Source organism: Oleisolibacter albus, from assembly GCF_003336875.1.
GTDB lineage: Bacteria > Pseudomonadota > Alphaproteobacteria > Azospirillales > Azospirillaceae > Niveispirillum > Niveispirillum album.
Map to the genome: position 1 here is coordinate 84,530 of NZ_QGNJ01000004.1, position 18,380 is coordinate 102,909.

Sequence of the window (18,380 nt, forward strand, 5' to 3'; positions counted from 1 at the left end):
CCCCCGGTGGAGGTCAGCCCTGCTGCTGGTCCTTGCCCGCCAGCCTGGCCTTCAACGCCTGCAGTTCGGACTCGACCTTGGCGTCGGCCTCCAGCTCGGCGATCTCTTCGGCCAGGCTTTTCTTGCGACCCATCTCCAATACCTCGGACCGGCCTTCCAGCATATCGAGATTGCGCTCGACCTGCTCGAAACGGGCGAAGGCATCGGTGATGCGCTCGTCATGCAGCTGGGTCTTGACCTTCAGCCGGTCGGTCGCCGTCTTGTGGCGGGCGATCAGGGCCTTTTCGCGGGCCTTGGCGTCGGCCAGCTTCTGCTGCAGGGCGCCGATATCCTCGTTGGTCTTGGCCAGCGCGCTGTCCAGGCGCCCCAGCTCCGCCGACAGGGATTCCGCGGCCTCCATCAGCTTGGTCCGGGCGACCAGGGCGCCCTTGGCCAGATCCTCCCGGTCCTTCGACAGGGCGAACTCGGCCTTGCGTTCCCAATCCCCGGCCTCGCGGCGGAGATCGGTGAGCTTGCGCTCGATTTCCTTCTTGTCCGCCACCGTCTTCACCGCGGAGCTGCGGACCTCCACAAGGGTGTCCTCCATCTCCTGGATGATCAGGCGGATCAGCTTCTCCGGATCCTCGGCGCGATCCAGGATGGCGTTGATGTTGCTGTTCACAATGTCGCCGAGACGGGAAAAGATGCCCATGTCAGGGTCTCCTTCAGGCAAGGGCAATGAAAAGGTTGCTCATCACGGTGGCGACCGCAAGGATGATCCAGGCTTCCACGGGAACCGCCCGGAAATCCTCGTAGAGGTCCCGGAGAAGTCCGCCATGCGGGGGGGCGAAGAAGCCGCCCCGGGTATCCTCCACGGAAGCACGATCGGCAAGATCGCTCTGGAAGGTGAAGTCGGTCATCGTTCGATCCCCAGCATTTTGAGTTCCCCGGTGTCGCGGAGATAAAAAGCAAGGGGCGTGCCAACCGCGGGAAATCGGCGGCAAAGCCTGGAAAACCGCGGGTTTCCCACCCCTTTCGCTTGACCCTGGCCGCGGGGCGCCTGTAGCCTCCATGCCAATCCTTCGTGATTTTCGCCACGGGATGGCCGATTTCGCCAATCCCGCCATCTGGCGCCGAAACGCGAACGGGGAGGCCCCATCCGGCCCGGACCCGCCTGTCGGGACCGGCCCCCTTGCAGGAGCGCGCCCATGTCGCCCAGCAGCCCGCCGTCGCTGATCGGTCAGGCACCGTCCTTCCTGCGGCTGATGGAGCATGTGTCCCAGGCGGCGCCGCTGAACCGGCCGACCCTGGTGATCGGGGAGCGCGGCACCGGCAAGGAGCTGGTGGCGGCCCGTCTGCATTACCTGTCGCCCCGCTGGGACAAGCCCTTCGTCAAGCTGAACTGCGCCGCGCTGAGCGAGACGCTGCTGGAGACGGAGCTGTTCGGCCATGAGGCCGGCTCCTTCACCGGGGCGCAGAAGCGGCATGTCGGCCGCTTCGAGCTGGCCGATGGCGGCACCCTGTTCCTGGACGAGATCGCCACCGCCAGCCTGCGGGTGCAGGAGAAGATCCTGCGCGTCATCGAATATGGCGAGTTCGAGCGTGTGGGCGGCACCACCACCATTTCCATCGATGTCCGCGTGGTGGGCGCCACCAATGCCGACCTGCCGCGCCTGGCCGACAGCGGCAGGTTCCGCGCCGACCTGCTGGACCGGCTGTCCTTCGATGTGGTCACCATCCCGCCGCTGCGGGCGCGGCCCGAGGATATCCCGGTCCTGGCCGAGCACTTCGCCGTGGCCATGGTGAAGGAGCTGGGACGCCCCTTCTTCGGCGGTTTCAGCCCGGCGGCCATGGCGCAGCTGCTGGACTTCCCCTGGCCCGGCAATGTGCGCGAGCTGAAGAATGTGGTGGAGCGCGCCGTCTACAAGGCGGCCGACCCGGAACGCGCCATCGAGGAGGTGCAGTTCGACCCCTTCGACTCGCCCTGGCGCCCCCGGCAGATGGCCATCTACGAGGACGGGCCGCAGCCGATCATTGTCCATGCCCCGGCGGCAGCGCCGGCGGGCGCGGATGGCGCCGCCGGCACTGCCCGCCCGGTCGACGGGGTGTCGCAGCTCTGGCCGGCCGATGGCAGCCCCTGCGATTTCCTGGCCCAGGTGGCGGATTTCGAGAAGGCGCTGCTGCGGGCGGCGCTGGAGCGCAACCAGTACCACCAGAAGCGCGCCGCCGCCGATCTGGGGCTGAACTACCACCAGTTCCGCGGTTATCTCCGCAAGTACGAGCTGCTGGAGAAGCGCCACGGCCCCCGCGGCGCCGAGGATGGTGCCGGCGACGGGGCGGATGAGGGGGCCGGCGAGGGCGCGGACGGGGCGTGAATCCCCGTCCGTCTGCCTTCCGGAGGGAGGCCCGGCCGGTTCAGCGCAGGCTGCGGCCCAGGAAGGCGCCCAGCGGCGGCAGGGTGACATTGCCCTTGAACAGGATCGGTTCCGGCGCCCCCGGCGGTCGTGGCAGCAGCAGGGCCGTCACATCCGGGTCGGGCAGCGGATAGGTCACCGACTCGCCGCTGAAATTGAAGATGCAGGTCAGCCGCTCCTGCCCCAGCACGCGGACGAAGGCCAGCACCGGCCCGTCCTCGTCCACCTGGGTCAGGGCGCCGCTGTGCAGCGGGGCGCGGCTGCGGCGCAGGGCCAGGGCCGCGCGCCAGATGGCCAGGGTCGAGCCGGGGCGCCGGTCCTGCACGGCCACGGCCTGGGCCAGATGCGCGGCGGGCACGGGCAGCCAGGGCTTCGCCTCCGGCGGGCAGAAATCGCCGTGGGGGGCTGTGGGGGTCCAGGGCAGGGGCGTGCGGCAGCCGTCTCGGCCCTTGAACTCCGGCCAATAGGCCTTGCCGAACGGGTCGCGCAGGTCCTCCTCGGCCAGATCGGCCTGGCCCAGACCCAGCTCCTCCCCCTGGTAAAGGCAGACCGTGCCGGGCAGGCAGGCCAGCAGCAACGCCTGAAGCGCGGAGGCGGCGGCCGGATCGCAGCCGGGGGGACACCAGCGGCTGGCGGCCCGCTCCACATCATGGTTGCTGAAGCTCCAGCAACTGTTGCCGCCCACCGCCATCAATGCAGCGTGGAAGGCGGCCGGCGTGAAGGGACGCTTGGGCAGGTCCAGCGTATAGGCGGAGTGCAGGCCGCCAGGGGCGGTGTAATGGGCGATGCGGCCGGTGGCGCCGGGCTGGCTCGACAATTCGCCCAGCAGCACCGTGCCGGGATACTCGTCCACCACCTGCCGCAGCTGTTCCAGCACGGGGCGGACGGCATCGAACACCATGTCGTGGACATGCCGCTGCATGCCGAACAGCTTGGCCGGGATGCTGGCGGGATGGGCCGTGGCCGGCGGATTGTCGCGCAGGGCCGGGTCGTGCATCAGATGATCGACGGCATCGACACGGAAGCCGTCCACGCCACGCTCCAGCCAGAAGCGGGCGACATCCAGCACCGCGGCCAGCGCCCCGGGATGGCGCAGGTTCAGGCTGGGTTGCTCGGGCAGGAAATGGTGCAGGTAATACTGGCGCCGGCGTGGCTCCCAACTCCAGGCCGAGCCGCCGAACACCGAGAGCCAGTTGGTGGGCGGGGTGCCGTCCGGGCGGGGATCGGCCCAGACGTACCAGTCGGCCTGGACGCCGCTGCGGCTGCGGCGGCTGTCCTCGAACCAGCGGTGGCGGGTGCTGGTGTGGCCGATGACCAGATCCATCAGCACCTTCAGCTCCAGCCGGTGGGCCTCGGCCAGCAGGCGGTCGAAGGTCTCCAGATCGCCGAACCGCGGGTCGATGGCGCAATGGTCGGCCACGTCATAGCCGAAATCGGCCAGCGGCGAGGTATAGACCGGCGACAGCCAGATGGCGGTCACGCCCAGGGAGGCGATGTGCGGCAGCCCGTCGATGATACCCTGCAGATCGCCCCAGCCATCACCGTTACCATCCCGGAATGACAGCGGGTAGATCTGGTAGAGCGTGGCCCCCTGCAACCAGTGTCCCGACTCCATCAACCGACTCTCCTTCACCCGCGGACGGGGATGGCATCCGCCGTCAGTGCGGATGTCCTACCCCCTTTGCGCGGCGCAGCCTGCGCCCGCGGTGGTTAAGGAGCGGTTTTCAGACGATTTTGCCATCAATATTCCGCAACAGGTCGCGGATCTCGGCCAGCAACGGGGCTGTTGCGTCCCCGACCGGGGCCGATACGGGGCCGGGGGCCTCCGGCCGGGCCTCGCTGTGCATCTGCTGGTCGCGTTGGGCCAGAACCCGTTCCTGGAAGGCTTTGGCCCCCACCAGCCCGACCAGATCGGCGGCGCTGCTGCCCGGCGTGGCGCTGGCGCCCGCCGTCTCGATGCGCAGGGTGCACAGCCCCAGCGCGTTCAACAGCGGCCCGCGGATCAGCGACAGGTCCTGGATCTTGTCCAGCGGGATGGTGCGCTCGCGCTGGAACAGGATGCCATAGCTGAAATAGAGCCGCCGCCGTGTCAGCCGGCAGCGGATGGTGGTGAAGAAATGGCCGGACCACCACCAGGCCGCCCACAGCGACAGCGGCAGCAGCACCAGCCCGATGCCGGTCACGGCCAGCAGCAGGCCGGCCTTCAGGAACAGATACAGCCGCAGCTTGGGATCGAAGACCGCCGTTTCCAGCAGATCGGGATCGGGGCCGGTGGATGGAACGGGCGCCATGGGATCTCCCCGTCAGGGTTGTGCTGCTCTATCCTGCCGTGTCGGAGGGGCCGATGCCAGCCCGCCGGGCATGGCTGCCCGCAAGCGGCTGCCGCCGGCGTGGGGTTGACAGGCGGGGGCAGCGGGGCACCTATCGCCCCCATCATGCCGCGCGATCCCCGTTCCCCCCGCCAGACCCCGCCCGCCCGCTCCGCCCAGGCCAACCGGACCGGACCCGGCCCGATGGCGCCGACCCAGTCTCTGCCGGACCACAGCCCGCCGGCCCGGACCCTGCGGCGCCCGGCTGAGCTGGTGGAGCAGGGGCTGGTATCCGCCGAGCGGCTGCCGGCGCTGGAGGCGGTGGCCCGGTCTTTCGCCGTGGCCGTGACCCCGGCCATGGCCGCGGCCATCGACCCGGCCGATCCGGCCGATCCTATTGCCGCCCAGTTCGTGCCGAGCGAGGCCGAACTGACGGTCCTGCCGGAGGAACGGGCCGATCCCATCGGCGACGAGCCCTTCTCCCCCGTCAAGGGCATCGTCCACCGCTATCATGACCGGGTGCTGCTGAAGCCGGTGCATGTCTGCCCGATCTATTGCCGCTTCTGCTTCCGGCGGGAGATGGTGGGGCCGGGCGGCGAGGGGCTGGACGCGGCCGAGCTGGATGCGGCCCTGGCCTATATCGCCTCCCGGCCGCAGATCTGGGAAGTGGTCATGACCGGCGGCGATCCCATGATCCTGGCGCCGCGGCGCATGGCCGAGCTGGTGGAGCGGCTGAACGCCATTGCGCACCTGGGGCTGGTGCGCATCCACACCCGTGTGCCCATCGTCGATCCCGACCGCATCACGGCCGAACTGGTGGCGGCGCTGAAGGGCAGCCGCATCCCCACCTGGGTCATGCTGCATTCCAACCACTGGCAGGAACTGACGCAGGCCGCCCGCGCCGCCATCGGCCGGCTGGTCGATGCCGGTATCCCCATGCTGGCCCAGACCGTGCTGCTGAAGGGCATCAACGACGATGTGGAGACGCTGACCCGCACCTTCCGCGCCCTGGTCGGCGCCCGGGTCAAGCCGCACTATCTCCACCATGGCGATCTGGCCAAGGGCACCAGCCATTTCCGCACCAGCCTGGCCGAGGGCCAGGCGCTGATGCGGGCCTTGCGCGGCGATGTCTCCGGCCTGTGCCAGCCCACCTATGTGCTGGACATCCCCGGCGGCCACGGCAAGGTGCCGGTGGGGCCGGGCTATCTCACCGACCATGGCGACGGGCAATGGACGGTGGAGGACCCCCGCGGCAACCGCCACGCCTACAGGGGGTGAGGATCAGCCCAGGCGGTCCGGCCGCTCGCCGAGGTAGCGCTGCACCGCGGCCAGGGCCGGCGAGCGGAACTGGCGGCTGTAGAGGATGAAGGTCACCCAGGCCACGGCGGCCATGGACGCATAGGGGTGGACGAACCAGCCCAGCGAGGCGAAGGCGTAGTAATAGGCGCGCATGCCGGCGTTGAAGTTGCGCACGGCCATGGACATCATCTGCGCCGCCCCTTCCGCCATTTCCTCCACCCGCGGGCCGGGGTCCAGTGGTGCTGCGCCGATCAGGGCGATGGTGTAGTTGTACTGGCGCACCGCCCAGGTGAACTTGAAGAAGGCATAGACGAAGATACCGATCAGCAGCAGCAGCTTCACCTCGAACAGAAGCTGGCTGGTGCGGCTGGCCACGCCCAGGTCGGTGGCCAGCTGGTGCGCCTTGTCCGACCCGGCCAGACCGCCCACCAGACCGGCCAGCAGCAGCACGCTGGTGGAGGCGAAGAAGGACACGCTGTTGATGAGGTGGCCCATCAGCATGCCGTCCATCACCCGGTTGTCCCGGTGCAGCATGTTGCGCATCCAGTCCACCCGCACCATGGCCATGTGCCGGTTCAGGCTCAGCGTGCCGCCGACGCTGCGGTTGGCCAGCCGGCTGTAGACGATCCAGAAGCCGAACAGCCAGACCAGGAACAGCCAGTCGGGCGGGGTCAGGTCGGCAAGCAGGCGCTGAAGCATGGTCATCGGTCCGGAAAGGGCGGGGACATGCCGGCGGGGACGACCCGCCGGCGCTGAACGGGATAGGACGGGGGGCTTGCGGATCGGCGGCGGGTCAGAAGCCGGCGGCGTGGCCGTCCACCCGCATTTCGGTGGCCCCCCGGTAGACGCCGGTGGCGGCGTCGCGCTGGATGCCCTCGTAGCTGCCGTAATGGGTGCCGGGCTTGTACATCACGGCATGGCCGCGGCGCTTCAGCTCCGCCAGCACCGCCGGGTCGATGCCCTGTTCCAGATACAGCTCGCCCACGCCCTTGCCCGGTTCCCCGGTCGGTTCGGCGCTGCCGTCATGCTGCCAGCGGGCGGCGTCGCCCGCCTCCTGCACGCCCATGCCGAAATCGATCATGTTGACCAGCACCTGCACCTGCCCCTGGGGCTGCATGGCGCCGCCCATGACGCCGAAGGCCAGCCAGGGCTCGCCATTCCTGGTGACGAAACCGGGGATGATGGTGTGGAACGGGCGCTTGCCCGGCGCATAGGCGTTGGGATGGGCGGGGTTGAGGGCGAACTGCTCGCCCCGGTCCTGCAGCATGAAGCCCAGCCCGTCCGGCACCAGGCCCGAGCCCATGCCGCGATAGTTCGACTGGATCAGCGCCACCATCATCCCGTCCTTGTCGGCCGTGGCCAGGAAGATGGTGTCCTTCGATTCCGGCATGGTGCCGGGAGCGGGGTCGGCCGCCGCCCGGTCCATCCGGATCAGCGGCCGGCGCTCGGCCGCATAATCCTTGCTGACCAGACGCTCCAGCGGAACCTTGACGAAGGCCGGGTCGGCGTACCAGCGGGCGCGGTCGGCGAAGGCCAGCTTCTTGGCCTCCGCCATCACATGGATCATGTCGGCGGAATTGTGCCCCATGGCCTTGAGGTCGAAGCCCTCCAGCAGGTTCAGCATCTGCAGCGTGGCCAGCCCCTGCCCGTTGGGCGGGATCTGCCAGACATCATAGCCGCGGTAATTGGTGGAGATGGGCTCGACCCAGGTGCTGCTGTGGGCGGCGAAATCCTCGGCCCGCAGCGGACCGCCGATCCGCTTCATATAGGCGTCGATGGTGCCGGCCACCGGCCCCGTGTAGAAGGCGTCGCGCCCGCCCTTGGCCAGCAGCTCATAGGTGCGGGCCAGATCCGGGTTGCGGAAGACCTGTCCGGCCGCCGGCGCCTTGCCGTCGATCAGATAGGTCTTGCGGGCGTTCTCCTTCTCCTCGATGACGTCCATCGCCAAGATGCGCGTCATGTTGCGGTTCCAGGCATAGGCCACATAGGGGCTCAAGGGGAAGCCGTCGCGGGCATAGGCGATGGCCGGGGCCAGGATCCTGTCCATGGGCAGCTTGCCGAAGCGTTGGTGCAGGCTGAACCAGCCATCCACCGCCCCCGGCACCGTCACCGAAAGGGAGCCGTGACTGGGGATGGCGTCGCGGTCGCCCAGGCGCCGGCGCAGCTGCTCCAGAGTCTGTCCCAGCGGCGCCCGGCCGGAGGCGTTGAGCCCCACCACCTTGCGCGTTTTGGGGTCCCAGACCAGGGCGAACAGGTCGCCGCCCATGCCGGACCCGGTGGGTTCGACCAGCCCCAGCGTGGCGTTGGCGGCGATGGCCGCATCCACGGCGGAGCCGCCCTGCTGCAGGATGCTGATGGCCGCCTGGGTGGCCAGGGGCTGGCTGGTGGCGGCGATGCCGTTCCGGGCGATGATCTCGGCCCGCGTGGCGAAGTTGGCGCCCACCAGCCGGTCGCCGCGGCCGGGCTGGGCCAGCGTCTCGGCCGCCCCGGCGATCTCCGTCATCAGCGGCATGGATACCAGCGCCGCCAGCAGCAGCGCCCCCGCCCGCCACCGGTTCCGTCCGTCCCGGCCTGCTCCATGCTGCATCCCCCGCTCCATGTCCGTTGCGCCTTCCCGCCGGTCATTGCCTGTGCCAGGTCCTTCGGACCCCGCCCGGTCTTCCGCCCATCTAGGCCATGGCGGCCCCGCCGGTGCAAGATGCGCTTGACCGGCGGGGGGCGGGCCGGGGCACTCTGCCCCGGCAGGGGCCACGCTTCCGGAAGGGGCGGCGATCGACGGCCCCGGTGATCAATGGCCGTGGCGATGACGGGGAGAGGGGCGGTGCAGGTTCAGGTCAATGGTGTCCCCCTGTTCTTCGATGTGGAGGGTGCCGCGCTGGTGCCGGACGGCGATATCCTGCGTCCGCGGCCGACAGTGCTGCTGCTGCATGGCGGTCCCGGATTCGACCATGCCAGCTTCAAGCCGGCCTTCACCGCCCTGACCGATTGCTGCCAGCTGGTCTATCTCGACCATCGCGGCCAGGGCCGCAGCGGCGGCGGCCGCTCCGGCTGGACGCTGGACCAGTGGGCCGACGATGTGCGCGGCCTCTGCGACGCGCTGGGCATCGTCAAGCCGGTGGTGCTGGGCAACAGCTTCGGCGGCTTCGTGGCCCAGGCCTATCTGGCCCGCCACCCCGACCATGCCGCCGGGGTGATCCTGTCCTCCACCGCCGCCCGCATGACTCTCGACCTGATCCTGGCCGCGTTCGAGCGCCGCGGCGGGCCGGCCATCCGCGATGCCGCCGCCGCCTTCTGGCAGGATGTGCGGGCCGAGAAGGTGGAGGCCTATGCCCAGGTCTGCATGCCCTTCTACACGGCGGCCCGCCCGCGCGACGGCGTGCCCGGCCGCGCCCGCTCCATCGTGCGGCCGGAGGTGCTGGAGCATTTCTCCGGCCGCGACGGCGAGATGTGGCGCATGGATTTCCGCGACAGCCTGCGCCGGGTGCGGGTGCCCGTGCTGCTGCTGGCCGGCGACCTGGACCCGGTGACGCCGTGGGAATGCGCCGAGGAGCTGGCGGCGTGTCTGCCGCCGCGGCATCTGACCTATCACCGCCAGCCCGATTGCGGCCACGGCCTCTGGCGCGACCAGCCCGACCGCACCTTCGCCGCCATCCGCGCCTTCATCCGGCGGGTGGCGGCCGAGTGCCAGTGCGGCTGATGCCGACCCGGTCCAATCCAAGCGGGCCGTTGCAGGGGGCCGTTGCATCCCCGACGCGCCTGTTCCCCCCGTGATTCCACAGAGTCAGAGGACCGACCCGGCGGCAAAAGACAAACCCCAGGGCACCGGAGCGCCCCGCGACTGTCCCGGAATGTCGAGGAAAGCTGGAGCGGGTGAAGGGAATCGAACCCTCGTCGTAAGCTTGGGAAGCTTCTGCTCTACCATTGAGCTACACCCGCGCTGGGACGGCTTTATACGGTGTCCGCCGCTGCGGTTCAAGGGTCTTCGCGGCGATGGGGGCGCGGGGACCCCGCCGGAGGGTCAGGAGGCGTCAGCGCGCGGCGCGCCGCAGTCGGCGTCGTCCGCCCCCGGACGGGGCCGCGGCATCCAGATCGGCGGGGCGGCCATCCTCGTGCACCGCCAGCGGCGTGATCGCGGCGACCGCATCCGCCGTCACGCCGGCCGTGGCCGGCAACGGATGGGCGAGGGGCGGGGTCTGCTGGCCCGGATGCGGGGTGCGGCCGGCCTTCGACCGGGACACGCGCCCGACCATGCCGGTCACCCCGTCCAGGGCGCCGGGCACCAGCTCCAGCCCCAGGAAGCGGGCCGGGTCCACCGGACCCGGCAGGGCCAGGGCCAGTGTCTTCTCGCGGCTGAAACCGAAGCGCACATAGTAGGGCGCATCGCCCACCAGGATGACGATGGCGTGGCCCAGCTCGGCCGCGCGGGCCAGGCTGTGCCGGATCAGCCGGCCGCCCAGCCCCTGGCTGCGCCAGGCCTCGGCCACGGCGATCGGCCCCAGCAGCAGGGCCGGCGTGGTGCCGCCCAGCAGGATCGGCCAATAGCGGATGCTGGCCACCACCTGCTCCTGCCCGGCGGCGTCGGTGTCGATGGCGACGAAGGACAGGTCGGCGATGGGCGCCACGTTCCGGCGCAGCCGGTACACGGTCTTCTTGTTGCGCTTGGGGCCGAAGGAGGTGTCGAGCAGGGCTTCGATGGCGCCGGCATGCGCCGGCTGCTCAAGCGTGATGTTCATCTCTGTGGGGTGTCCCGGCACTACGGAAACGGGGGAAGCGAATTCTTCGCCGGCCGGGGCCCCCGTGCGCATGGCGCCGTCAGCCCAGGGCGGAACGAATGGACCGCCCGGTCAGGGGGCGGACGCAGGGTCGTCGTCGCAGGGAAATGAGGCGCAGCATTGCGCGGCTCGTCGGCAGTTGCATCTGATCGCGGTATATGACGGCAACCGCCCCGGCACGCAAGGGCGATTTTCCAGTCCGATCCCCGCGCCGGGCGGCCAACGGCCCTGCGAACTTTGCGCGGCGGCCACCATCCCCCGGCCGCGGCGGCCGGTCGGCCCGGACCGGGCCGGAAAAGGCGGGGCCGGACCGGCGGCTGTGCGCTTGCAACAGGCATTGGACCCGGCCCCGTCCCGCCCTATAGTGCAGCCGCAACACAGTTCCGCGTCCTTGCAACGCGGCGGATGGATGTTCACGGCCCGGCGGACGTGGACCGGAGGGAGTGACAGGTGTACAGCGAATCCACGCGGTCCATTCGCGTGTCGGTCGAGCCGCGCTATCTGCCCGACCAGTCGGACCCGGCCGAGGGCCGCTATCTCTGGTCCTATACCGTCCGCATCGAGAACCAGGGCGGCGAGACGGTGCAGCTGCGCACCCGGCACTGGCAGATCACCGACGCGCTGGGCCGGCGGCAGGAGGTGCGCGGCGCCGGTGTGGTGGGCGAACAGCCGGTCCTGACACCCGGCGCGGCCTTCGAGTACACCAGCGGCACCCCGTTGCCCACACCGTCCGGCATCATGGTCGGCAGCTATCGGATGGTCACGGCCGACGGCGAGCCGTTCGATGTGCGCATCCCCGCCTTTTCCCTGGACAGCCCGCACCAGCAGCGCTGCCTGCAGTGAGGTGAGGGTGGCCGCGGCGCCGGTGGTGCGGGGCGGCGCCGCCACCCGGAGGGCGTGATCCGGCTTGAAAGCCCCCCCTTTGCGCTCCACCTTGCCTGCGGAGGCAATGTGCTCCGCTGCGCCGGCCGGTACAGCGGATACCAAGGTTGTTACGAAGGAGCCTACCCGTGACGTCACCCAAAGCGTCGACCGGCACCGTGCTGCCGGGTCCGGCCCATGGCCGCCGCAGCTCGCCCGCCCTGTCCAAGCCCAGCCGTGCCGAAGCCGAGGCCGCCGTGCGCACGCTGATCCGCTGGGCCGGCGACGATCCCGACCGCGAGGGGCTGGTCGGCACCCCCGACCGTGTGGCCCGGTCCTATGAGGAGTTCTTCGCGGGTTATGAGGTCGACCCGGTCGAGCTGCTGACCCGCACCTTCGAGGAGACGGACGGCTACGACGAGATGGTGGTCCTGCGCGGCATCCGCTTCGAGAGCCATTGCGAGCACCATATGGTGCCGATCATCGGCAAGGCCCATGTGGCCTATCTGCCGCGCAACCGGGTCGTGGGCATCTCCAAGCTGGCCCGCGTGGTCGAGGTCTATGCCAAGCGCCTGCAGATCCAGGAGAAGATGACCTCCCAGATCGCCAACACCATCGAGGAGGTGTTGCAGCCGCTGGGCGTGGCCGTGGTGATCGAGGCCTCGCACCAGTGCATGACCACCCGCGGCGTGCACAAGCCGGGCGTGACCATGGTGACCAGCCGCATGCTGGGCGCCTTCCGCAGCGATCCCAAGACCCGCCGCGAATTCCTGGCCATGATCGGCAACCCGTCCAGCAATCTGGAGGCCTGAGCGGCTCCCGGCCGTCCCTGGTCCCGTCGATGGAACCGCCCCCGTGCCGCCGGCCGGGGGCGGTTGCGTTCTGGGGGCTTACAGGATCACCACCTGGAACAGGGCCGTCTTGATGGCCTGGGACAGTTGCGCATCGAGGTCGCCGGTCAGTTCCCGCACCAGGGTCAGCATGGTCTTGTCGCGGTCGGCCAGGCTGACATCCTCGCGCACGCTGGTGGAGCGGGCGACCGCGGCGCTGGCGGACCCGGTGAAGCCCGAGGGCTTGTCGATCAGCACCTCCACGGCCAGACGGCCGGTGTAGCGCTCGGACTGGTCCTTGGTGAACCAGCCCTTGACGCCCCCGGTCCGCTTCAGTTCCTCCTCCACCACGGCGGCGTCATGGATGACGATGCGGGCGCGGCCCGCGCTGCCGCCGGCTTTCAGCCGGCTGGAGGCCCACAGCCGCACGGCGTCCGACGGGGTGATGGGGAGCAGATGCTCCACATTGGGCTCCTTCATCGGCGCCACATAGTCGCTGCTCACCTCGATCTCGGCCACGTCCAGGGTGATGACGCCACCGCTGGTGAAGGAGAAGCCGTTGGGGTCCTGCGCCCGGGCCGGAAGGGCCAGGGTGGCCAGCGGCAGCAGGGCGGCCAGGAACAGGCGGGCGAACAGGCGGCGCATGGACGGAGACCTCGTCGAAAGGGGAACCCGGGCGCATGTTTGCGCCGGGAAGCCGGCAGGATCAAGGCGGTCGCACAGGGTCTGCGTGCACCGTGGCGTCCGGCACGCAGCGGCGGTTGCGCGCCGGCTCAACGCCCGCGGGCCGGCAGCAGATGTCCGGCCAGGAACAGGCCGGCGGCGGCAGCGACGATGGCCGGACCGGTCGGCAGATCGGCGGCCAGCGACAGGCCCAGCCCGGCGGCCACGGCCAGCAGCCCGGCTCCGGCCGCCAGCACGGCCATCTCCTCCGGCCCGCGGGCGAAGCGGCGGGCGGCGGCGGCCGGGATGATCAGCAGGGACGTCACCAGCAGGATGCCGACGATCTTCATGGCCAGGGCGATGGTGCCGGCGATCAGCAGCATGAAGATCAGACGGATGCGGCCCACCGGCATGCCCTCCACCCGCGCCAGGTCGGGGTCCACGGTCAGGGCCAGCAGCCGGCGCCAGATCAGGGCCAGGATCACCAGCACCACGGCCCCGCCGCCCCAGATCCAGGCCAGATCGCCGCCGGTCACGGCCAGGATGTCGCCGAACAGATAGGCCAGCAGATCGACCCGCAGCGACTCCATCAGGGCGATGGCGATCAGCCCCAGGCTGAGGGCGGAGTGGGAGATGATGCCCAGCAGCGTGTCCGTGGCCAACCGCCGCTGCTCCTGCAGCAGGCTCAGCAGCACGGCGATGCCGACACAGACCAGGGCCACGCCGGTGTTCAGCCCGATGCCGAACAGGAAGCCCAGGGCCACGCCCAGCAGGGCGGAATGGGACAGGGTGTCGCCGAAATAGGCCATGCGGCGCCAGACCACGACACAGCCCAGCGGTCCGGCCACCAGGGCCAGCCCGGCACCGCCCAGCAGGGCCCGCAGCAGGAAATCATCCATGGCGGTGTTCCCCCGGCGTCCGGCCGTGATCATGGGGGGCAGGCCCCTGCGGGCCGTGGTCCTGATCACCCCCGTCCTGATCTCCCTGGTCCTGGTCACCGTGGGCGTGGTCGCCGTGGTCATGGTGGTGCAGGGCGTGGGGCGTGTGTTCCTGTCCGACCGGCACCACGCAGCCATCATCGGCATGGGCGTGGTCGTGCATGTGGTGATAGATGGCCAGGGCCTCCGCATGCTTGCCGAACAGCGCGACATAATCGGGATGGCGGCTGACATCCTCCGGCCGCCCCTGGCAGCAGATATGCCGGTTGAGGCAGACCACCGTGTCGGTGCGGGCCATGACCAGATGCAGATCGTGGCTGACCAGCAGCACGCCGCATTGGCGCCGCCGCCGGATCTCGCCGATCAGTTCGAACAGGGCGATCTGCCCATGCACGTCCACGGCCTGCACCGGCTCGTCCAGCACCAGCAGATCCGGCTGGCGCAGCAGGGCGCGGGCCAGCAGCACGCGCTGCATCTCGCCGCCGGACAGGGCCTGCACGGCCCGGTCCAGCGTGTGGGCTGCCCCGACCTCGGTCAGGGCGGCCTCCAGCGCGTCGGTGCGCACCGGTCCCCACAGCGACAGGAAACGGCGCACGCTGAGCGGCAGGGTGGCGTCCACCGCCAGCCGCTGCGGCATGTAGCCGACGCTGATGCCGTCGCGCCGGAACACCGACCCGGCGCTGGGCTGGACCAGCCCCAGAACGGTCTTGACCAGGGTGGTCTTGCCGGCACCATTGGGGCCGATCAGGGTGACGATCTCCCCCTCGCCCACCGACAGGCTGACATCCTCCAGCGCCATGCGCCCGTTGTAGCGCACGCTGAGATGCTCGGCCCGCAGCAGGGGAGCGGATGCGGAAGCGGTGGCGGCCATGAACCTAATCTCTGGTGGGCCCATCCCGGACGGGTTGGATGCGGACCCCGTCCGACGCAGGGCAGCGGGCAGATGTACGCCGATCCGACCGCCCTTGACAAATGTTATACTATAACAATCTATGCGCCCCCGATGCTGCTGTTAAGGTCTGCCGCCATGTCCCTCCTGAAACCTCTTGCGGCGCTGCTGCTTCTGGCCGGCTTGGCTGCCGGCCCCGCCCGGGCGGACGCACCGCCGGACGCACCGCCCGACGTGGTGGTGACGGTGAAGCCGCTGCATGCGCTGGTGGCCGGGGTGATGCAGGGGGTGGGGGAGCCGGCGCTGCTGGTGCCGGGCTCGGCCAGTCCGCATGCCTTCTCCCTGCGTCCGTCCGATGCCCGCGCCCTCAACGGGGCCGACCTGGTGGTCTGGGCCGGGCCGCGATTGGAGACGTTCATGGAGCGCCCGCTGCGCGCCCTGGCCGGCAATGCCACGGTGCTGGAACTGATGCAGGCGCCGGGGATGGAACTGCTGGACAGCCGCGGCGGCGGCGTCTGGCAGACGGACCATGGCGATCATGGCGATCACAGCCATGGCGACGGTGCCGGCGGCAAGGACGGGCACATCTGGCTGGACCCGCACAATGCCCAGGCCATCACCCGGGCCGTGGCCGCTGCCCTGATCCGGCTGGATCCGGCCCGCGCCGACATCTACCGCACCAACGAGGCCGCCCAGCTGGCGCGGCTGGCCGCGCTGGACCGCGAGATCGGGGAACGGCTGGCGCCGGTGAAGGACCGGCCCTTCATCGTCTTCCATGACGCCTACCAGTATCTGGAGCACCGCTACGGGCTTAACCCCGCCGGGACGCTGACGGTGACGCCGGACCAGAAGCCGGGCGCGGCCCGCCTGTCGGCCCTGCGCCGGCAGATCACCGAGGCCGGGGCCGCCTGTGTCTTCGCCGAACCGCAGTTCGAGCCGACCCTGGTGCGCACCCTGGCCGAGGGCACCCCGGCCCGCACCGGCGTGCTGGACCCGGAAGGCGCCAGCCTGCCCCCCGGACCGGGCCTGTACGAGGCCTTGATGCGCTTCAACGCCGACGCCCTGGCCGGCTGCCTGGGGCGATGACCCCGGCCGCCGCGGCGCATAGGCCTCCGCCGCTCCCCTGTGCTATGGGGAGCAGGAGAGGGCGGACTTGAAGCGGGCTTGAAGGAGAGTGCCATGCGCGTCGGGATCGTGGGCTGTGGCGGGCGGATGGGCCTGATGCTGGTGCGGGAAGTGGCGGCCACGCCGGGCGCCATCCTGGCCGGCGGCACCGAGCGGCCGGGTGCCGCCGGGCTGGGCCGGGATCTGGGCACGCTGGCCGGGCTGGACCCGCTGGGCGTTGCCGCCAGCGACGATGCCGCCGCCCTGTTCGCCGCGTCTGATGTGGTGATCGACTTCACCGCCCCCGCCGCCACCGTCGGCCATGCGACGCTGGCGGCGGAGACGGGCACGGCCCTGGTGGTGGGCACGACCGGCCTGTCCGCCGCCGACCATGCCGCGCTGGCCGAGGCTGCCAGCCGGGCACCGCTGGTGCTGTCCGCCAATTTCAGCCTGGGCGTCAACCTGCTGCTGGGGCTGGTGCGCAAGGTGGCGGCGACCCTGGGCGATGATTGGGACATCGAGGTGCTGGAAATGCACCATCGCCACAAAGTCGATGCGCCCAGCGGCACGGCGCTGGCCCTGGGCCGGGCGGCGGCGGCCGGCCGCGCTGTCGATCTGGACGCGGTCAAGGACACGGTCCGCGACGGGCACACCGGCGCCCGCGTGCCCGGCCATATCGGCTTCGCCACCCTGCGCGGCGGCGATGTGGTGGGCGACCATACCGTGCTGTTCGCCACCGAGGCCGAGCGCATCGAACTGACCCACAAGGCCGGCAGCCGCGCCATCTTCGCCCGCGGCGCCGTCCGCGCCGCCCTCTGGGCGCCCACGCAGCCGCCCGGCCTCTACGGCATGGAGCATGTGCTGGGCCTGTGAACCGGCCCTATTTGGCGGCGCCCCGCACCTTCTCCACCGACCGGGCGCCGACATAGCCCAGCATCACCCACTGGAACAGCTCCACAATGTCGGTCGGGATGGCGGCCAGCCAGGCCTGCATGCCGGCCGCCACCGCCTTCGCCGTCTCCGGCGCGAAGGCGGAGAGCACGCCCATGGGTAGTGAGGCCAGGATCAGGGCATAGACCACATAGAGGAAGGTCGGCCGCGCCCGGCTGGTCCAGGGATCGGCGCTCTGCGCCTCGGCCAGGATGGCCGACAGCTGCACCTTCACCTCTTCCAGCGCGCCGGCCTGCTGCTGGCGCAGCAGCTCCAGCTTGGCCGCTTCCCGCGCCTTTTCATCGGGCAGGACCCGGTCGATGACGGCCATCAGCGGGGTCAGCAAGGCGTCCCACATGGGTGCCTCCATCACGGGGTCAGGAACAGGGCGCGCTCGGCCGCCCGGCGGCGGACCAGGCCGGGCAGCACGCGGCCGCCGGCCCGGCACCAGCGCGGGAATTCATCCGCCGCGCCGGCCGTGTCGCCGGCCAGCAGCAGGCGGCGCAGGGTGGAGCCGCCCAGGGCGTCCAGGCCGATATTGTAGGCCAGGCTGCCCAGCGCGGCGAACTGGTTATCCGTCAGCGGGACGGGGCAGAGCCGGACGATGCCCGTCTCCACAGTGGCCAGGTCCTGGCGCAGCAGGGCGTCTGCGTCGGCCAGGGTCATGCCGGCCGGCCACAGGCGCCGCCACGCGGCCATGGCCGCGGCACGGTCGGCCCCGCCGCGCAGCTGGCGTCCGCCGTCGGTCAGGGCATGGCCCCAGCCGACGCTCCAGACGCCGGCCGGGCACAGGGCGGGCTCCAGCGTTGGTGTCGAAGGGTCGCCGTCATGCAGCCCCTCGAAGGATTTGATGAGGTCGAGTCCCGGCGCGTTGATGCGCCGGGACCGGTCCATGGTGGGCATCTGCCCCTCCTTGTCGGCACGGAAAGCCCGCCGGCAGGCGGGCGGGGGATCAGGACGCGTCGGCCGCGCCCTTGCGGCTGGCCGGCGCCGACCGGTCCAGCAGCCGCCAGATCACGGCTTCGGTAAAGCCGGGTCCGAGATAGCCGGCGACCACGATACAGGCCGTGGCCTGCCAGCCGGCCAGGCCCAGATAGTCCGCCACCCCCTGGCCGATGACGCCGGTGCCGACGGCAATCGGCAGCTCATAGAGCAGGCTCATGGACAGGAAGGGCCGGCGTCCACGCTGGGCAGCGCTGGCGCGGTACATCAGCCGACCGACCAGCGCCCACAGGAAGGCCAGAAGCCCTCCCATGACCGTCTCGCCCGGCGGCAGGGTCTCCAATGGCATCGCGGGATGCCTTTCCGATCTGCGGAATTGAGGGCCGCTCTGACGTTCGAGGGCCGGCGAGGGGAGGGCGCCAAGCCCTGCCCTCTACACCACGCGGGGTG

Annotated in this window: 20 protein-coding genes and 1 tRNA gene; 7 read left to right on the forward strand and 14 right to left on the reverse strand. The window is 70.6% G+C overall.

The annotated features are described in order from the left end of the window. Positions 1-13: 13 nt before the first annotated feature. Both pspA and DK368_RS06940 read right to left on the reverse strand, forming a co-directional pair. The gene (gene pspA / locus DK368_RS06935; RefSeq protein ID WP_114393213.1) at positions 14-691 is read right to left on the reverse strand and encodes a phage shock protein PspA; all 678 of its coding nucleotides are present in this window, start codon (positions 689-691) and stop codon (positions 14-16) included. A 13-nt stretch (positions 692-704) separates the two neighbouring features. After that, on the reverse strand, positions 705-899 hold the full coding sequence (locus tag DK368_RS06940; RefSeq protein ID WP_114393214.1) for a hypothetical protein: 195 nt from the start codon (positions 897-899) through the stop codon (positions 705-707). A gap of 288 nt (positions 900-1,187) precedes the next feature. Between DK368_RS06940 and pspF the strand changes: the two genes are divergently transcribed. Next, positions 1,188-2,354 (forward strand): phage shock protein operon transcriptional activator, encoded by a 1,167-nt coding sequence (gene pspF, locus DK368_RS06945; RefSeq protein ID WP_114393215.1) that lies wholly within the window; start codon positions 1,188-1,190, stop codon positions 2,352-2,354. Between the two features lie 40 nt (positions 2,355-2,394). Here pspF and DK368_RS06950 read toward each other — a convergent pair whose 3' ends face one another. Both DK368_RS06950 and DK368_RS06955 read right to left on the reverse strand, forming a co-directional pair. Beyond that, positions 2,395-4,008 (reverse strand): alpha-glucosidase family protein, encoded by a 1,614-nt coding sequence (locus DK368_RS06950; protein WP_114393216.1) that lies wholly within the window; start codon positions 4,006-4,008, stop codon positions 2,395-2,397. A 109-nt stretch (positions 4,009-4,117) separates the two neighbouring features. Beyond that, positions 4,118-4,684 (reverse strand): PH domain-containing protein, encoded by a 567-nt coding sequence (locus DK368_RS06955; protein WP_114393217.1) that lies wholly within the window; start codon positions 4,682-4,684, stop codon positions 4,118-4,120. Between the two features lie 222 nt (positions 4,685-4,906). Between DK368_RS06955 and DK368_RS06960 the strand changes: the two genes are divergently transcribed. Next, entirely contained in the window at positions 4,907-5,980 is a 1,074-nt protein-coding gene (locus DK368_RS06960; RefSeq protein ID WP_114393218.1) for a lysine-2,3-aminomutase-like protein, read from the forward strand. A 3-nt stretch (positions 5,981-5,983) separates the two neighbouring features. Here DK368_RS06960 and DK368_RS06965 read toward each other — a convergent pair whose 3' ends face one another. Continuing rightward, positions 5,984-6,700, reverse strand: coding sequence for a DUF599 domain-containing protein (locus DK368_RS06965; RefSeq protein ID WP_162305920.1), 717 nt, complete (start codon positions 6,698-6,700; stop codon positions 5,984-5,986). 94 nt (positions 6,701-6,794) lie between these two features. Beyond that, entirely contained in the window at positions 6,795-8,588 is a 1,794-nt protein-coding gene (ggt, locus tag DK368_RS06970) for a gamma-glutamyltransferase (RefSeq protein ID WP_240002373.1), read from the reverse strand. Positions 8,589-8,822: 234 nt separating this feature from the next. Here ggt and DK368_RS06975 point away from each other — a divergent pair, with 234 nt between their 5' ends. Further along, positions 8,823-9,698: an alpha/beta fold hydrolase gene (locus tag DK368_RS06975; protein WP_114393220.1), complete on the forward strand. Its 876-nt coding sequence runs from the start codon at positions 8,823-8,825 to the stop codon at positions 9,696-9,698. Positions 9,699-9,863: 165 nt separating this feature from the next. Here the strand turns inward: DK368_RS06975 and DK368_RS06980 are convergent. After that, positions 9,864-9,937: transfer RNA gene (locus DK368_RS06980), tRNA-Gly, on the reverse strand. A 92-nt stretch (positions 9,938-10,029) separates the two neighbouring features. Further along, positions 10,030-10,734, reverse strand: a complete 705-nt coding sequence (locus DK368_RS06985) for a GNAT family N-acetyltransferase (RefSeq protein ID WP_114393221.1) — start codon at positions 10,732-10,734, stop codon at positions 10,030-10,032. A 489-nt stretch (positions 10,735-11,223) separates the two neighbouring features. Between DK368_RS06985 and apaG the strand changes: the two genes are divergently transcribed. Both apaG and folE read left to right on the forward strand, forming a co-directional pair. Next, a complete protein-coding gene (apaG, locus tag DK368_RS06990; RefSeq protein ID WP_114393222.1) occupies positions 11,224-11,616 on the forward strand; it encodes a Co2+/Mg2+ efflux protein ApaG in 393 nt (130 codons plus the stop codon). Between the two features lie 197 nt (positions 11,617-11,813). Next, a complete protein-coding gene (gene folE, locus DK368_RS06995; RefSeq protein WP_240002398.1) occupies positions 11,814-12,446 on the forward strand; it encodes a GTP cyclohydrolase I FolE in 633 nt (210 codons plus the stop codon). Between the two features lie 78 nt (positions 12,447-12,524). Here the strand turns inward: folE and DK368_RS07000 are convergent, their stop codons facing one another. The 3 genes from DK368_RS07000 to znuC form a co-directional block, all read right to left on the reverse strand. Next, on the reverse strand, positions 12,525-13,109 hold the full coding sequence (locus DK368_RS07000; protein WP_114393223.1) for a hypothetical protein: 585 nt from the start codon (positions 13,107-13,109) through the stop codon (positions 12,525-12,527). A gap of 128 nt (positions 13,110-13,237) precedes the next feature. Beyond that, positions 13,238-14,026, reverse strand: coding sequence for a metal ABC transporter permease (locus tag DK368_RS07005; RefSeq protein WP_114393442.1), 789 nt, complete (start codon positions 14,024-14,026; stop codon positions 13,238-13,240). Then, entirely contained in the window at positions 14,019-14,936 is a 918-nt protein-coding gene (gene znuC, locus DK368_RS07010; RefSeq protein WP_114393224.1) for a zinc ABC transporter ATP-binding protein ZnuC, read from the reverse strand. The genes DK368_RS07005 and znuC overlap by 8 nt, the downstream gene beginning before the upstream one ends. A 156-nt stretch (positions 14,937-15,092) precedes the next feature. Here znuC and DK368_RS07015 point away from each other — a divergent pair, with 156 nt between their 5' ends. Together DK368_RS07015 and dapB are read left to right on the forward strand one after the other, a co-directional pair. Beyond that, positions 15,093-16,040, forward strand: coding sequence for a zinc ABC transporter substrate-binding protein (locus DK368_RS07015; RefSeq protein ID WP_114393225.1), 948 nt, complete (start codon positions 15,093-15,095; stop codon positions 16,038-16,040). Between the two features lie 93 nt (positions 16,041-16,133). Next, positions 16,134-16,931: a 4-hydroxy-tetrahydrodipicolinate reductase gene (gene dapB / locus DK368_RS07020; RefSeq protein ID WP_114393226.1), complete on the forward strand. Its 798-nt coding sequence runs from the start codon at positions 16,134-16,136 to the stop codon at positions 16,929-16,931. Between the two features lie 7 nt (positions 16,932-16,938). Here dapB and DK368_RS07025 read toward each other — a convergent pair whose 3' ends face one another. The 3 genes from DK368_RS07025 to DK368_RS07035 are packed head-to-tail and all read right to left on the reverse strand — an operon-like array spanning position 16,939 to position 18,279. Then, complete coding sequence (locus DK368_RS07025; RefSeq protein WP_114393227.1) at positions 16,939-17,346, reverse strand: 3TM-type holin; 408 nt, start codon at positions 17,344-17,346, stop codon at positions 16,939-16,941. Between the two features lie 11 nt (positions 17,347-17,357). Beyond that, on the reverse strand, positions 17,358-17,891 hold the full coding sequence (locus tag DK368_RS07030) for a lysozyme (protein WP_240002374.1): 534 nt from the start codon (positions 17,889-17,891) through the stop codon (positions 17,358-17,360). 49 nt (positions 17,892-17,940) lie between these two features. Beyond that, positions 17,941-18,279: a phage holin family protein gene (locus DK368_RS07035; RefSeq protein WP_114393228.1), complete on the reverse strand. Its 339-nt coding sequence runs from the start codon at positions 18,277-18,279 to the stop codon at positions 17,941-17,943. Between the last annotated feature and the right edge of the window lie 101 nt (positions 18,280-18,380).

Excerpts from the sequence above, each read along its gene's own strand:
- pspA (WP_114393213.1), bottom strand. The coding sequence starts at position 691 with ATGGGCATCTTTTCCCGTCTCGGCGACATTGTGAACAGCAACATCAAC.
- DK368_RS06940 (WP_114393214.1), bottom strand. The coding sequence starts at position 899 with ATGACCGACTTCACCTTCCAGAGCGATCTTGCCGATCGTGCTTCCGTG.
- pspF (WP_114393215.1), top strand. The coding sequence starts at position 1,188 with ATGTCGCCCAGCAGCCCGCCGTCGCTGATCGGTCAGGCACCGTCCTTC.
- DK368_RS06950 (WP_114393216.1), bottom strand. The coding sequence starts at position 4,008 with ATGGAGTCGGGACACTGGTTGCAGGGGGCCACGCTCTACCAGATCTAC.
- DK368_RS06955 (WP_114393217.1), bottom strand. The coding sequence starts at position 4,684 with ATGGCGCCCGTTCCATCCACCGGCCCCGATCCCGATCTGCTGGAAACG.
- DK368_RS06960 (WP_114393218.1), top strand. The coding sequence starts at position 4,907 with ATGGCGCCGACCCAGTCTCTGCCGGACCACAGCCCGCCGGCCCGGACC.
- DK368_RS06965 (WP_162305920.1), bottom strand. The coding sequence starts at position 6,700 with ATGCTTCAGCGCCTGCTTGCCGACCTGACCCCGCCCGACTGGCTGTTC.
- ggt (WP_240002373.1), bottom strand. The coding sequence starts at position 8,588 with ATGCAGCATGGAGCAGGCCGGGACGGACGGAACCGGTGGCGGGCGGGG.
- DK368_RS06985 (WP_114393221.1), bottom strand. The coding sequence starts at position 10,734 with ATGAACATCACGCTTGAGCAGCCGGCGCATGCCGGCGCCATCGAAGCC.
- DK368_RS07000 (WP_114393223.1), bottom strand. The coding sequence starts at position 13,109 with ATGCGCCGCCTGTTCGCCCGCCTGTTCCTGGCCGCCCTGCTGCCGCTG.
- DK368_RS07005 (WP_114393442.1), bottom strand. The coding sequence starts at position 14,026 with ATGGATGATTTCCTGCTGCGGGCCCTGCTGGGCGGTGCCGGGCTGGCC.
- znuC (WP_114393224.1), bottom strand. The coding sequence starts at position 14,936 with ATGGCCGCCACCGCTTCCGCATCCGCTCCCCTGCTGCGGGCCGAGCAT.
- DK368_RS07015 (WP_114393225.1), top strand. The coding sequence starts at position 15,093 with ATGTCCCTCCTGAAACCTCTTGCGGCGCTGCTGCTTCTGGCCGGCTTG.
- dapB (WP_114393226.1), top strand. The coding sequence starts at position 16,134 with ATGCGCGTCGGGATCGTGGGCTGTGGCGGGCGGATGGGCCTGATGCTG.
- DK368_RS07025 (WP_114393227.1), bottom strand. The coding sequence starts at position 17,346 with ATGTGGGACGCCTTGCTGACCCCGCTGATGGCCGTCATCGACCGGGTC.
- DK368_RS07030 (WP_240002374.1), bottom strand. The coding sequence starts at position 17,891 with ATGCCCACCATGGACCGGTCCCGGCGCATCAACGCGCCGGGACTCGAC.
- DK368_RS07035 (WP_114393228.1), bottom strand. The coding sequence starts at position 18,279 with ATGCCATTGGAGACCCTGCCGCCGGGCGAGACGGTCATGGGAGGGCTT.